Origin of the sequence: Streptomyces sp. NPDC093085 (assembly GCF_040683935.1) — a bacterium.
Lineage (GTDB): Bacteria > Actinomycetota > Actinomycetes > Streptomycetales > Streptomycetaceae > Streptomyces.
This window is the reverse complement of sequence record NZ_JBFBFB010000001.1, coordinates 278,330-291,226: the sequence shown is the minus strand read 5'-3', so window position 1 is coordinate 291,226 and position 12,897 is coordinate 278,330. Positions and strand designations below refer to the sequence as shown.

10 protein-coding genes are annotated in these 12,897 nt (G+C 73.0%); 4 read left to right on the top strand and 6 right to left on the bottom strand.

The window, feature by feature from the left end:
- Positions 1-395 precede the first annotated feature (395 nt).
- The gene (locus tag AB0O07_RS01235; protein WP_365624944.1) at positions 396-1,928 is read left to right on the top strand and encodes a hypothetical protein; all 1,533 of its coding nucleotides are present in this window, start codon (positions 396-398) and stop codon (positions 1,926-1,928) included.
- Positions 1,929-2,133: 205 nt separating this feature from the next.
- Here AB0O07_RS01235 and AB0O07_RS01230 read toward each other — a convergent pair whose 3' ends face one another.
- Both AB0O07_RS01230 and AB0O07_RS01225 read right to left on the bottom strand, forming a co-directional pair.
- A complete protein-coding gene (locus tag AB0O07_RS01230) occupies positions 2,134-2,532 on the bottom strand; it encodes a RidA family protein (RefSeq protein ID WP_365624941.1) in 399 nt (132 codons plus the stop codon).
- Positions 2,529-3,713, bottom strand: coding sequence for an acyl-CoA dehydrogenase family protein (locus AB0O07_RS01225; protein ID WP_365624938.1), 1,185 nt, complete (start codon positions 3,711-3,713; stop codon positions 2,529-2,531). The genes AB0O07_RS01230 and AB0O07_RS01225 overlap by 4 nt, the downstream gene beginning before the upstream one ends.
- Before the next feature lie 117 nt (positions 3,714-3,830).
- On the opposite strand from AB0O07_RS01225, the gene AB0O07_RS01220 reads away from it, so the two are divergent.
- Entirely contained in the window at positions 3,831-5,537 is a 1,707-nt protein-coding gene (locus AB0O07_RS01220) for an AMP-binding protein (RefSeq protein WP_365624935.1), read from the top strand.
- 10 nt (positions 5,538-5,547) lie between these two features.
- The gene (locus AB0O07_RS01215) at positions 5,548-6,399 is read left to right on the top strand and encodes a PaaX family transcriptional regulator C-terminal domain-containing protein (protein WP_365624932.1); all 852 of its coding nucleotides are present in this window, start codon (positions 5,548-5,550) and stop codon (positions 6,397-6,399) included.
- On the opposite strand, the gene AB0O07_RS01210 is transcribed toward AB0O07_RS01215, so the two are convergent.
- Both AB0O07_RS01210 and AB0O07_RS01205 read right to left on the bottom strand, forming a co-directional pair.
- Positions 6,386-8,764, bottom strand: a complete 2,379-nt coding sequence (locus AB0O07_RS01210; RefSeq protein ID WP_365624929.1) for a bifunctional salicylyl-CoA 5-hydroxylase/oxidoreductase — start codon at positions 8,762-8,764, stop codon at positions 6,386-6,388. The two genes, AB0O07_RS01215 and AB0O07_RS01210, sit on opposite strands and share 14 nt — an antisense overlap.
- The gene (locus AB0O07_RS01205) at positions 8,749-9,579 is read right to left on the bottom strand and encodes an enoyl-CoA hydratase family protein (RefSeq protein WP_365624926.1); all 831 of its coding nucleotides are present in this window, start codon (positions 9,577-9,579) and stop codon (positions 8,749-8,751) included. Before AB0O07_RS01205 ends, AB0O07_RS01210 begins: the two co-directional genes overlap by 16 nt.
- Before the next feature lie 357 nt (positions 9,580-9,936).
- Between AB0O07_RS01205 and AB0O07_RS01200 the strand changes: the two genes are divergently transcribed.
- Complete coding sequence (locus tag AB0O07_RS01200; RefSeq protein WP_365624923.1) at positions 9,937-10,350, top strand: ATP-binding protein; 414 nt, start codon at positions 9,937-9,939, stop codon at positions 10,348-10,350.
- A 117-nt stretch (positions 10,351-10,467) separates the two neighbouring features.
- On the opposite strand, the gene argF is transcribed toward AB0O07_RS01200, so the two are convergent.
- Both argF and AB0O07_RS01190 read right to left on the bottom strand, forming a co-directional pair.
- Positions 10,468-11,487, bottom strand: a complete 1,020-nt coding sequence (gene argF, locus AB0O07_RS01195; protein ID WP_365624920.1) for an ornithine carbamoyltransferase — start codon at positions 11,485-11,487, stop codon at positions 10,468-10,470.
- 171 nt (positions 11,488-11,658) lie between these two features.
- Entirely contained in the window at positions 11,659-12,894 is a 1,236-nt protein-coding gene (locus AB0O07_RS01190; protein WP_365624917.1) for an arginine deiminase, read from the bottom strand.
- Positions 12,895-12,897 lie beyond the last annotated feature (3 nt).

Below are 12,897 nucleotides of genomic sequence, written 5' to 3'. Positions count from 1 at the left end.
GAGAGGAGGGAGAGACAGGTTCATTCGCCTGGTGACCGAGTTCGAAAAAATTCCGGGCCCACCCTCACCACGATCCGCCCGGACCCAGCCAACAGTCGGTAGGTCCGGACCTGGGCCCGCAACTGGGTCCCCGGGCCCTCCCGTTGGGTCCGAGGTGATCTTTAGGCTGCTCACGCTTCGGGGGAACGGTGACGGCAGCGGGTGAGGAGACACGGATGAGGCGACGCTCCCGGGGAGTGTTCAAGGGCCCTGCGCACAGCGGACGTCGGGGAGAACGCGACGGACGCCCGAGAACCCCGTATCCCCCCAGTCCGCCCGACCGGAATCTCCGGAGCACCCGGGATCTCCGGAGCACGCTGGGGCAGACGGGGATCGAGTACCTCGCGCTCCTCGGGGTGATCTGCCTGCTCATCGGCGGGATATCGGTGGCGGTGATATCCCGGGCGGAGAACCAGGGGCTCCAGATCGCGGCGTGCCGCGCGATGAATCCCTGGGACCCGCCGGAGAACTGCGGCAAGGTCGACGTCTCGGACGACGGGGACGGCGACGACGGGGACGGGGACGACGGGGACATCGATGTCCCGGAGAACGACCCGTTCCAGCCCGCCAAGTGCCTGCTGGCCGAGGATCAGACCAAGGACACCTACGTGGTGCAGATCCTCTTCATCAAGATGAGCGGCTCCGACCAGCTCAAGATCCAGCAGTGGTCGGACGGCACGGTCACCCTGGAGCGGGTCACGGAGACCAAGGGCGGTGTGACGGCCTCCATCTCGGCGGGCATCCCTGGCCTCAAGGACTGGGGCGGCAGCGCCTCGCTGAGCGGCAGCTACATGAAGGGCAGCGGCAGCGGCGGCCAGTGGCTCTTCAACGGCAACAAGAGCGACGACCCCCAGGCGGACCTGGAGGCCAACCTGGAGGACGCCAAGCAGTTCGCCGAGTTCCTCAAGGCCGCGGAGAAGTGCAACAAGACCACCGGGCCGCGCGCCTCCGAGCTGGGGATGATCTGCGGCTACCACGCCAACAAGAAGAAGCCGGACATCGATCCGGAGAAGGCGCCCGACGTCGACATCACCAAGACGACCACCGAGGTCTCCGGCGCGGTGGGGCTCAGCAAGGGGTTCAAGAAGACCGACGGCAAGGACCTCGGCTCCGTCTCCACCGAGGGGATCTCCGGGGCGATGGCCAACGAGGTGGTGGTGATGCGCACCAAGACCGGGCCGGACGCCGGGAAGGTCACCTTCATCTACTCCTTCAACATGAGCGGTACGGTCGGTCAGGCCGCCCAGGCCAAGGGCAGCCGGATGCAGCAGGTCGCCGTCACATACGACGCCGCCGCCTACGACCAGGAGGAGAAGGACGGCAAGGACCACCACCCGGAGAAGGTGGTGATCACCACCAGCCAGGAGAGCGGCGACGGTGTCGGTGTCAGCGTGGGCGCGGGTGCCAACGCGGGCCCGGTGACCATCGATGTCGGCGGCGGTGGCGGCAATGTCGAGTCCGAGATCCACACCGAGTCGGCCGAGGTCGTGCTCGACAACGACGAGGACAGCACGGCGGTGGAGGACTGGCTGCGCGGGCGCGGCGACAGCCCGGCCAACGGCTCCCTCCCCTCCCCCACCTCGGCGGCCGAGGCGCTGGACGACGACGCGACCCCGATCGAGCGGCTGCTGCACGACAAGGGCAAGCTGACCCGGCTGGACTACAAGGCCAACACCGACTGGTGGAACGCCTCGATGGGGATCGGATTCGGGGTCTCCGCCGGCCAGTTCACCCTCGGGTTCAAGCTCTTCGGCATCGACATCACGCACGAGGAGAAGAGCCAGAAGATCACCGGCAACCCGACGTACGCGACCGGTCCGCAGAGCGGCGGCACCCGCCCCTGGGTCCCGTTCACCAACTGCACCCGGACCACGCCGATCGACACCTGAGCCGGAATGCGCATCGCGCCGTGCGTCGCGAGGTGAATCGCCCCGTGATCTGACGCGCGGCGGCGGCGCCCCGGCCGGACCCTTCCCCCACGGGGCCCGGCCGGGGCGCCGCCGTTTCCGGGTCCGTACGGCGCTCCGTACGGCGCCGCCCCGGCCGGGTGCGTACGGCGCCCGGGCCGGGTGCGTACGGCGCCCGGGGGGCGGCTCAGGGCAGCACAGCGAGGCCGTCCAGCTCCACCAGGGCCGCCTCGTCCCAGAGGCGTACGACGCCGATGACGGCCATCGCCGGATAGTCACGGCCCGCGCCGGCGCGCCAGATCCGGCCCAACTCGGCCGCGTGGGTACGGTATTGGGCGACATCCGTGGTGTAGACGGTGACCCGGGCGAGGTCGGCGGGGGCGCCGCCGGCCGCCGCGAGCGCGGTCAGCAGATTGGCCAGGGCGGTGGCGAACTGCGCGGGCAGGCTCCCGCCGGTGATCCGGCCCTCCCGGTCCAGCGCGGTCTGCCCGGCGAGCACCACGAGCCGGCTGCCCGTGGCGACGACCGCGTGCGAGAAGCCGGTGGCGGGGGCGAGCCCCGCCGGGTTGACCCGCTCCGGGCTCATCCGTACAACTCCCTCGCGATGATGGTGCGCTGGACTTCGGTGGCGCCCTCGTAGATCCGGGGCGCGCGGACCTCGCGGTAGAGGTGTTCCAGGAGGTGGCCGCGCTGGAGGGCGCGGGCGCCATGGAGCTGGACGGCGGCGTCGACGACGTACTGGGCGGTCTCGGTGGCGTACAGCTTCGCCATGGCCGCCCGCGCGGGCACCCCGGGCGCCCCGGTGTCGTAGGCGCGGGCCGCCGCGTAGACCAGCAGCCGGGCGGCCTCGGTCCTGGTGGCCATCTCGGCGACCTGGTGGGCGACGCTCTGGAGCTCCTTGAGGGGGCCGCCGAACGCGGTGCGGGTCGCGGTGTGCGCCACCGTCGCGTCCAGCGCGGACTGGGCCATGCCGACGGCGAAGGCGCCGACACTGGGGCGGAAGAGGGTGAGGGTGGCCAGGGCCGTGCGGAACCCCCGGCCGACCTCGCCGAGGACATCGGCGCGGGTGACGGGCACGGCGTCGAAGGTGAGCGCGCCGACGGGGTGCGGGGCGAGCATCTCGATGGGGGCGCCGGTCAGGCCCGGCCGGCCGGCGGGGACGAGAAAGGCCGTCACCCCCCGGGAGCGGGACGGGGCGGAGGCGGGGGCGGGGCTCCCGCCGGGGGCGGCGATCCGGGACGGGGCCGGGTCCGGGTCCGGGGCCGGGGACGTGCGGGCGAAGACCGTGTAGAAGTCGGCCTCGGGGGCGTTGGAGATCCACCGCTTCTCCCCGGTGAGCCGCCAGCCCCCGGTTCCGCCGTCCGGCTCGGCGCGGAGGGCGAGCGCGGCGGCGTCGGAGCCCGCGCCCGGCTCGCTCAGCGCGAACGCGGCGACCGCGCGTCCCGCGCACACCTCCGGCAGCCACCGCGCGCGCTGCCCCTCCGTGCCCGCCACCGCGACGGGGTGGGCCCCGAGCCCCTGGAGCGCGAGCGCGGTCTCGGCCTCGGTGCACCCCTGGGCCAGGGACTCCCTGAGCAGACAGAGATCGAGCGCGGTGGAGTGGAACACCCTTTCCAGCAGGCCGAGTCGACCGAGTTCGGCGAGGAGCGGACGGTTCACCCGGCCGGGCCCGCCCCGGTCGGCGAGCGGGCGCAGCCGTTCCGTGGCGAGGGCGCGCAGCTCGGCGCACCAGGCGGTCTCCGCCGGATCGAGCGAGAATACGGGCATCCGAGCCCCCACTTCCCAGCGCATCCATCGTCCAGCGCTTCTATGACGGACCGTTGACTGTCGTCAACTTCACGATACGCTCGATGGGCGACCCCACACACCGGCAGGGGGCGGACCATGGAGCTGACACCGTCGGCACACACCGACACCTTCGCGCGCGACCATCTGCCGCCGGTGACGGCGTGGCCCCGGCTCCTGCCGCTCCCCTACGGGCAGCGCTTCCCCCAACGTCTCAACTGCGCGGTCGAGTTGCTGGACCGCACGGCCGAACGGCACGGTGCGGAGCGCCCGGTGTTCCGTACGGCGGGCGGCGCGGTCTGGTCGTACGGGCAGTTACGCGGCCATGTCGACCGGATCGCCCATGTGCTCACCGAGGAGCTGGGCGTGGTGCCCGGCAACCGGGTGCTGCTGCGCGGGCCCACCACGCCCTGGCTGGCGGCGTGCTGGCTGGCGGTGCTGAAGGCGGGCGGGGTGGCGGTGACGGTCCTCGCCCAGCAGCGCGCGCCGGAGCTGGCCGCCATGTGCCGGATCGCCCGGATCCGCCACGCGCTGTGCGACGTAAGGTCGTTGGCGGAGCTGACCGGCGCCGGGATACCGGGGTTACGGGTCACGGCGTACGGCGGGGAGGCCGCCGACGATCTGCTGCGGCGGGCGCGCACCAAGCCGGCGCGGTACGCGGCGGTGGCGACGGCGGCGGACGATGTGGCGCTGATCGCCTTCACCTCGGGGACGACCGGACGCCCCAAGGGGTGTGCGCACTTCCACCGCGATGTGCTGGCGGTGGCCGACACCTTCTCGCGGCTGGTGCTCCGCCCGGATCCCGGCGATCTCTTCGCGGGCAGCCCGCCGCTCGGCTTCACCTTCGGCCTCGGCGGTCTGGTGATCTTCCCGATGCGGGCGGGAGCCTCCGCGCTCCTGCTCGAACAGGCCCAGCCGCGCGCGCTGTTGGCGGCGATAGGGCGGCACCGGGTCTCCGTCCTGTTCACCGCGCCGACGGCGTACCGGGTGATGCTGGAGGCGCTCGACGACCCCGTCGGGGAGCGGGCCGGGGCGGCGCCGTACGACACCTCCAGCCTGCGGCGGTGTGTGTCGGCCGGGGAGAACCTGCCCGCGGCGACCTGGCACGCCTGGCACCGGCGTACCGGGGTGAGGATCATCAACGGCATCGGGGCGACGGAGCTGCTGCACATCTTCATCTCGGCGGCGGACGAGGCGATCAGGCCGGGGACGACCGGGGTGCCGGTGCCCGGCTGGCAGGCGCGGGTGGTGGACGGCGCGGGGGCGCCGGTGGCCGACGGGAAGCCGGGGCTGCTCGCCGTACGCGGCCCGGTGGGGTGCCGGTATCTCGCCGACCCGCGCCAGTCGGAGTACGTGAGGGACGGCTGGAATCTGACCGGCGACACTTATGTGCGCGAGCCCGACGGCTACTTCCGGTATGTCGCGCGCGCCGACGACATGATCATCTCGGCCGGGTACAACATTCCGGGCCCCGAGGTCGAGGACGCCCTGCTGGCCCACCCCGATGTGGTGGAGGCGGCGGTCGTCGGCCACCCGGACGAGGTGCGAGGGCATCTGGTCGCCGCGTATGTCGTGGTGCGGGACGGGGCGCCGCGCGGCGACGACATGGCCGCGGTCTTACGGGAGTTCGTGACGGCGCGGCTGGTGCCGTACAAGTGCCCGCGCCGCTTCGTCTTCCTGGACGCGCTGCCCCGTACCGCCACCGGGAAGCTCCAGCGCTATCTGCTCCGAGCCCCGGAGCCGGAGCCGACGCGGGACGCGGGCCCGGAGCCGGGAGCGGGCCCGGGGGCCGATTCCGGCCGTTAAAGTGATCACCGTGGCCGAGCAGCACACCCCCCGATCCCTGATCGTCACCCTCTACGGCGCGTACGGCCGGACCCCGGACGGCGCGCCGCTCCCCGTCGCCGAGCTGATCCGGCTGCTGGGGGCGGTCGGTGTCGACGCGCCCTCGGTGCGCTCGGCGGTCTCCCGGCTCAAGCGGCGCGGGCTGCTGCTCCCGGAGCGCACGGCGGAGGGAGCGGCCGGATATCTGCTCTCCGACGAGGGTCACCGGCTGCTGGCGGACGGGGACCGCCGGATCTACCAGCGCCCGGCGCGGCTGCTCGCCGACGGCTGGGTGCTGGCGGTCTTCACCGTGCCCGAGGCCGAGCGCCACAAGCGCCATCTGCTCCGCTCCCGGCTGGGCCGGCTCGGCTTCGGCACCGTGGCGCCCGGGGTCTGGATCGCCCCCGGGCGGCTCCACCAGGAGGCGCTGCACACCTTGCGCAGGCTCCAACTCGACACGTATGTCGACCTGTTCCGCGCGGAACACCTCGGCTTCGAGGCGACGGCGGAGGCGGTGGCGCGCTGGTGGGACCTGCCCGTGATCGCCGCGCGCCATGAAGAGTTCCTGGCCGCGCACGAGCCGGTGCTGCGCCGCTGGGAGAGCGCGGGGCCCGGGGCGGGCGCGGCGGCGCCGGAGGAGGCGTACCGGGACTATCTGGTGGCGCTGGACTCCTGGCGCCTCCTGCCGTACGCCGACCCGGGGCTCCCCGCCGACCTGCTGCCGGACCGGTGGCCGGGCGAGCGGGCCGCCGCCGTTTTCGGCGCGCTCCATGCGCAACTGCGCGACGCGGGGCTGGCGTTCGTCCGGCCGGGCGGTCCTGGAGCGGTGGTCAGCCCAGGGTGAGCCGGGGTTTCGGGGCGTCCGTACGGCCGGCCGGCGGGGGCCTGCGCCCCGCGCGGTACGGGGGCGGCCAGGGCGCCGCCGGGCCCTCGTACCCCTGGGCCGCCGCCGCGTGCAGGGTCCACTGCGGGTCGTACAGATGCGGCCGGGCGAGCGCGCAGAGGTCCGTACGGCCCGCCAGGAGCAGGGAGTTGACGTCGTCCCAGGAGGAGATGGCGCCGACCGCGATCACCGGGACGCCGAGGGTGTTGCGGATCCGGTCGGCGTACGGCGTCTGGTAGGAGCGGCCGAACTCGGGGCGTTCGTCGGAGACGACCTGGCCGGTGGAGACGTCGATGGCGTCGGCGCCGTGCGCGGCGAAGGCGCGGGCGATCTCGACGGCCTCGTCGGCGGTGGTGCCGCCCGGCGCCCAGTCGGTGGCCGATATCCGTACGGTCATGGGGAGTTCGTCGGGCCAGTCGGCCCGGATCGCGTCGAAGACCTCCAGCGGGAAGCGGAGCCGTCCGGCGAGCGGGCCGCCGTAGCCGTCGGTGCGGTGGTTGGTCAGCGGGGAGAGGAAGGAGGAGAGCAAGTAGCCGTGGGCGCAGTGCAGTTCGAGGAGGTCGAAGCCGCTGCGCCGGGCCCGCCGGGCGGCGGAGGCGAACTGCTCCCGGATGGTGTCGAGTTGGCGGATGCTCAGCTCCTTGGGGAGCTGGCTCACCCCGGGGCGGTAGGGCAGCGGCGAGGGGCCCCACACCTGCCAGTTGCCGGTGGGCAGCGGCTCGTCCATGCCCTCCCACATCGCCCGGGTGGAGCCCTTGCGGCCCGCGTGGCCGAGCTGCACCCCGATGGCGGTGCCCGGCGCCGAGGTGTGGACGAAGTCGGTGATACGCCGCCAGCTCTCGCCCTGCTCCCGGGTGTAGAGCCCGGTGCAGCCGGGGGTGATCCGGCCCACCGGGCTGACGCACACCATCTCCGTCATCACCAGCCCCGCGCCGCCGAGCGCGCGGGCGCCGAGATGGACCAGATGGAAGTCTCCGGGCACCCCGTCGCGCGCCGCGTACAGGTCCATCGGCGAGACCACGATCCGGTTGCGCAGGGTGAGCCGGCGGAGCCGGAAGGGGGTGAACATCGGCGGGGTGCCGGGCGGGCAGCCGAACTCCTCCTCCACGGCGCGGGTGAAGCCGGGGTCGCGGAGCCGCAGATTGTCGTGGGTGACCCGGCGGCTCCGGGTGAGCAGCCCGAACGCGAAGCGGCGCGGCGGCTGTCCGGTGTACCGGGCCAGCTCTTCGAACCAGCCGAGGCTGGCCGCCGCGGCGCGCTGGGTGGAGGCGACGACCGGGCGGCGCTCGCTCTCGTACGCGGCGAGCGCGGTGGGCAGGTCGGGGTGTTCCCCGACGGCGGCGGCGAGGGCGAGGGCGTCCTCGACGGCGAGCTTGGTGCCGGAGCCGATGGAGAAGTGGGCGGTGTGCGCCGCGTCGCCGATCAGCACCGTACGGCCGTGGCTCCAGCGGCCGTTGGTGACGGTGCGGAACGCGCTCCAGGCGGAGGAGGCATGGCGGCGCAGTGGCCGGCCGCCCAGCGCCCCGGCGAAGATCCGGGCGCACCGCTCGATGGAGGGGCCCGGGTCCGGCGCGTCGAATCCGGCGGCCCGCCAGACCTCCTCGCGCATCTCCAGCACGACGGTGGAGCGGTCCGGGCCGTACGGGTAGCCGTGGAGCTGCATCACCCCGTGCGGGGTCTCGGCGGTCTCGAAGCGGAAGGCGTCGAAGGCGAGGTCGGCGGCGAGCCAGATGTAGCGGCAGCGGTGGGTGGTGACGGTGGGCGCGAAGACCTCGGCGTGGGCGGTACGGGTGCGGCTGTGCACCCCGTCGGCGGCGATCACCAGGTCATGGGTGGCGGCGAGCCGGGCGGCCGGAGGCGCCTCGGTACGGAACCGGAGCCGCACCCCGAGCTCCGCGCACCGTTCGTGCAGCACGGCGAGCAGCCGGCGCCTCCCGAGGGCGGCGAAGCCGTGGCCGTGCGAGGTGAGCGTACGGCCCCGGTGCACGATGTCGATGGCGTCCCAGCGGACGAACTCGGCCTGGAGCGCCCGGTGGACGACGGGGTCGGCGTCCTCGATACCGCCCAGGGTCTCGTCGGAGAGGACGACGCCGAAGCCGAAGGTGTCATCCGGGGCCGAGCGCTCCCAGACGGTGATCTCCCGCTCCGGGCCGAGCCGTTTGAGCAGCGCCGCCGCGTAGAGCCCGCCGGGTCCGCCCCCGATGACGGCGACGGAGCGCACCCGGGCGGGACCTGCGGAGGTGCGGGGAAGGGGACCGGGGAGGTCGCGGAGGTTTCCGGGAGGGGGGCCGGGGAGGGGGCCGTCCATCGTCAGCGTCCCTGCCATTTCGGTGCGCGCCGCTCGGTGAACGCGGCGTGGAATTCCGCGTAGTCCGCGCCGTGCATCAGCAACGCCTGCGTGGCGGCGTCGAGTTCGACGGCGGCGGCGAGCGGCAGATCGAGTTCGGCGGTGAGCAGCGCCTTGGTCTGCGCGTAGGCCAGCGCCGGGCCCGCCGCGAGCCGCTCCGCCAGTTCGGCGGCGCGCGCGTCGGCCTCCCCCTCTTCGGCCAACTCGCTGAGCAGGCCGATGCGTTGGGCCTCCGGCGCCCGGACGGGCTCGCCCAGCATCAGCAGCCGGGTGGCATGGCCGAGGCCGACGACACGGGGCAGCAGATAGGCCGCGCCCATGTCGCCGCCGGAGAGCCCGACCCGGGTGAAGAGGAAGACGAAGCGGGCCGAGGGGTCGGCGATCCGGAAGTCGGCGGCGAGCGCGAGGACGGCGCCCGCGCCGGCCGCGACCCCGTGCACGGCGGCGATCACCGGGAAGGGGCACTCCCGGATCGCCCGGACGACCTGCCCGGTCATCCGGTTGAAGTCGAGGATCCCGGCGGTGTCCATGCCGAGCGTCGCACCGATGATCTCGTCGACATCGCCGCCCGAGCAGAAGCCGCGCCCCTCACCGGCCAGCACCAGCGCCCGTACGGAACGCTCCCTGGACAGCTCGGCGAGGAGGTCGCGCAGGTCGGCGTAGGCACCGAAGGTGAGCGCGTTCAGCTTCGCGGGGCGGGCCAGGGTGACGGTGGCGACCCCGTCGCTCCGGCGGCTGAACCGCAGATGGCGCCACTCCTCGGTGCGGGGCGCTGATCCGGAGAACGGGCTCATGGAGCGGCCTCCCTCGGCGGGCGCCACGGGCACGCGGTGGCGGCCACCACCGATGTACGGCCCGTGTCACAGCCTCGCCACGGAACCGTATCACTTGCACGTGACCGCCGTCACGAGTGCGCGATACCCTCGTGACGGGACCGCGACATGGCTCCCGTAGGCTGCCGAAGGTCCCGGCCGACAGGGGACATAGGTCCTCAAGTCCGGCGGGCCGCCGCCCCTTGTCAGCCTGCTCACGCTCCATATGGTTGAGCGCGACAGCACATGACCCGATGTCCCCCCATGTCCCCCGTCCCCTCCCCATGTCCCCCGCCCCCTCCACGGCCGCGACCGTGCCCCGAACGGACCCCGCCCGCCATGCCAGAAGCCGCCGACGCCGTCTCCCCCTGGCGCGTCACACTGCCGCACACCGCGGAAGCGGTGCCGATGGCGCGCGCCCTGGTCCGCTCGGCGCTGGCCCATCTGGAGGAGCCGACGCACAGCGAGACGGCGGAGCTGCTCACGGCGGAGCTGGTCGCCAACGCCATCCAGCACACCGACGGGAGCGCGCCGATCGAGCTGGTGGTGGAGGTGCGGCCGAGCGGCTGCCAGGTCGAGGTGCACGACGGCGACCCGGCGCCGCCCGGCGATCTGACCCATCCCGGGGACATGCCGGACCCCTGGCAGGAGGACGGCCGGGGCCTGCTGCTGATCAGTACGCTCAGCTCGGCCTGCGGCCACCGCACGACGGAGCAGGGCAAGGCGGTCTGGTTCACCCTGCCACCCGTCTGACCAGCGGTTTTCCCTGCCCGACCGACCGACCGCAGGCCACCCGCAGGCCGCTCCGGCCAACCGGCCGCCCCGGCCCGGCTCGGCCCGCCGCTGGCCCGGCCCGCCCCGGCCCGGGGCCTACTGGCCCCGGTCCCCGTCCTTCGCGAGCGTCGCGACCAGGACGGCCTTGATCGTGTGCATCCGGTTCTCCGCCTCGTCGAAGACGACCGAGTGCGGCGACTCGAAGACCTCGTCGGTGACCTCCAGCTCGCTCAGCCCGTGGCGTGCGTGGATCTCCCGGCCGACGCTGGTGCCCAGGTCGTGGAAGGCGGGCAGGCAGTGCAGGAACTTGACGTCCGGGTTGCCGGTCGCGCGCAGCACGTCCATGGTCACGGCGTACGGGCCGAGCGCCGCGATCCGCTCGTCCCAGACCTCCTTGGCCTCGCCCATGGAGACCCAGACATCGGTGACCACGAAGTCGGCGCCGGAGACGCCCTCCTCGACGTTCTCGGTGAGGGTCAGCCGCGCGCCGCTCTTCTCCGCCGCCTCGCGGGCCAGATTCAGGACCTCGTCGGCGGGCCAGTAGGCGCGCGGGGCGACGATCCGGACGTCCATGCCGAGCAGGGCGCCGGTGACAAGGTAGGAGTTGCCCATGTTGAACCGGGCGTCACCCAGATAGGCGAAGGCCATCTCCGGCAGCGGCTTGGCGCAGTGCTCGGTCATCGTGAGCACGTCGGCGAGCATCTGCGTGGGGTGCCACTCGTCCGTCAGCCCGTTGTAGACGGGGACGCCCGCATGGGCGGCCAGCTCCTCGGCCAGGGCCTGCTCGGCGCCCCGGAACTCGATGGCGTCGAACATCCGGCCGAGCACCCGCGCGGTGTCCTTCGCCGACTCCTTCGAGCCGATGTGCGAACCGGAGGGGTCGAGGTACGTGGTGAACGCGCCCTGGTCGGCCGCCGCCACCTCGAAGGAGCAGCGGGTACGGGTCGAGGACTTCTCGAAGATCAGCGCGATGTTGCGGCCGGTGAGCCGCCGCACCTCGGTGCCCGCCTTCTTCGCGGCCTTCAGCTCCGCGGCCAGATCGATCAGGCCGCGGAACTCCTCGGCCGTGAAGTCCAGCTCCTTGAGGAAGTGGCGTCCTTCGAGGTGTATCGCCATGGTGGCTGCTCCTGGGGGCGCGAATCATGAGGGCGGCACGACGGATGGGCCGCGGGAAGACTGAAACTATATACGACGATACGCATTGCTATTCAGGCACCCGGGACGCCCCGCCGGTGGACCGGGCCGGACCGGACCGGACCGGGCCGGCCCACCGCACCCCGCGACGCCCTACAGCACCGCGTCCCGCTCGACCGGGCAGCTCATACAGCGCGGACCGCCCCGGCCCCGGCCCAGCTCGCTCCCCGGGATCTCGATCACCTGGACGCCCTGCCTGCGCAGATGCGTGTTGGTGGTGACATTGCGCTCGTACGCCACGACCACACCGGGCTCGACGGCGAGTACGTTGCAGCCGTCGTCCCACTGCTCGCGGGCGGCCGAGTGGACATCCTGGGTCGCGGTCAGCACCCGGATCTCCGAGAGCCCCAGCGCCGCCGCGATCGCCCGGTGCATATGCTCCGGCGGATGGTCGGTGACCTTCAGCTCCGTACCGTCGCCGCCCGGTTCGATGGTGTACGAGCGGAGCATGCCGAGCCCCGCGTACTGGGTGAACGTCTCGCCGTCGACCATCGTCATCACCGTGTCGAGGTGCATGAACGCCCGCCGCTTGGGCATGTCCAGCGCCACGATCGTGGTCGCGGAACCGGCCGCGAAGAGCCCCCTCGCCAGCATCTCGACCGCCTGCGGGGTGGTGCGTTCACTCATCCCGATCAGGACGGCGCCCTCCCCGATCACCAGTACATCGCCGCCCTCGATGGTCGACGGATAGTCGTCCTGCCCCTCCGACCAGTGATGGAAGGGGCCCGCGGAGGACGCGGCGAAGAGCGGGTGGTGCCGGTAGACCGCCTCGAAGTGCACGGTCTCACGCTGCCGGGCCGGCCAGCGCATGGCGTTGATGGAGACACCGTCGTAGATCCAGGCGGAGGTGTCGCGGGTGAAGAGATGGTTGGGCAGCGGGTCGAGGAGGAAGTCGTCCAGCCCCATCACATGGAACCGGACCGAGGTCGGCTCCTCGTGCCGCTCCAGGAACTCCCGCTTCGTCACCCCGCCGACCAGCGCCTCCACCAGCTCGGCCGTCGGCAGCCCGTCGAAGATCTCGCGGAGATGGCCGGTGGCGAGGGGGCCGTACGCCTTCTCGTCGAAGACCCGGTCGAGGACCAGGGCCCGTGCGCCCGGCAGGCCGAGGCAGTCGCGCAGCAGGTCCTCGAAGAGATGGACCTGGACGCCGCGCTCACGGAGCACCGCGGCGAACGCGTCGTGCTCCTCCTGGGCACGGCGCACCCAGAGCACGTCGTCGAAGAGCAGCGCGTCCTTGTTGGCCGGGGTGAGGCGCTTCAGCTCCAGACCGGGGCGGTGCAGGATGACGCGGCGCAGCCGCCCGGTCTCGGAGTCGACATGGAATCCCATGCC